At 45.3% G+C, this 981-nt stretch carries 1 pseudogene; it reads right to left on the bottom strand.

The window, feature by feature from the left end:
- Positions 1–859, bottom strand: a pseudogene (locus tag CER18_RS09745) (Vomp family autotransporter); the annotation flags it as partial.
- Positions 860–981: the final 122 nt, after the last annotated feature.

Raw genomic sequence — 981 nt, 5'->3', positions numbered from 1 at the left:
CCCAGAGCTGGCCACCATTCACAACTTCTTTCGAGCCTTCCGATATATCTCCATCCGCTACATGCGTAATCTTACTATCCGATCCATTATGGCGACCATCATAGCCTCCTAACTCTTCATTCCAACTCAAACTGTTCGACGTAACATTCTGCGCTACATCATTAAGACGATCGTTGATACCAGACAAACTTCCGTTAACGCCTTCAAACGCTCCCGCTACTGTATCATARCTCTTACTCTCACCAGAACTCCCATCACTCTTGAACTGCGTTACTTGGAATTCAGGCGCTGTCCATTGACCGCCCTGATAGCTCGCTCCCCCGCCTAAATAACTCGCTAACGTCTGATTCAACTGATACAACTGGTTCCCCGTAATCGCTTCTGTCGAACCCGCTGAAATATCTCCATCTAAAAGATGGCTCAACTTGCTATTGCGCTTCTCTGAACCTGTGCCATGAAGCGCTACAAAGGATTCATCCGCATCACTCCACAACAACGCATTCTGCTCAATATTATCTGAAAGATCATGATGAAGCTTCGTGAAAGAAGTATTCATGCCTGCAAAAGCAGCAGCAACATTATCATAGCTCGTCTCTTCAGAACTTCCATCATCTTTAAAGCTCACTATCTTGAAGCTTGGAGCTGTCCAATCACCATTCTCATACTTAGCACCACCACCAAAATAGCTCGCAACCTTATCATTGGTCTCGTAAAGCTGCGAACCATTCACCGCTTCTGTCGAAACCGCTGAAAGGGTGGCTGCTTTTACTCCAGAGAGACTACGGGAGGCACCGTCACTGTTTGCAATGCTGATTGCTGCACCCTCTTTCTCCGCTCCTATCTTAATAACCTTGCTCACATCATCTTGCTTTACAAGACTGTCACTAACAACCTGGTTAATCTCATTCTTAAGCTCTTTATGAAGATTGCTGAAAGAACTGCCTACACTTGCAAAGGCTTTTGCTACATCATCATATCATA

The sequence above is a fragment of the Bartonella tribocorum genome (assembly GCF_002777915.1).
Taxonomy (GTDB): domain Bacteria; phylum Pseudomonadota; class Alphaproteobacteria; order Rhizobiales; family Rhizobiaceae; genus Bartonella; species Bartonella tribocorum_A.
This window is presented reverse-complemented; position numbering and strand designations above follow the sequence as displayed.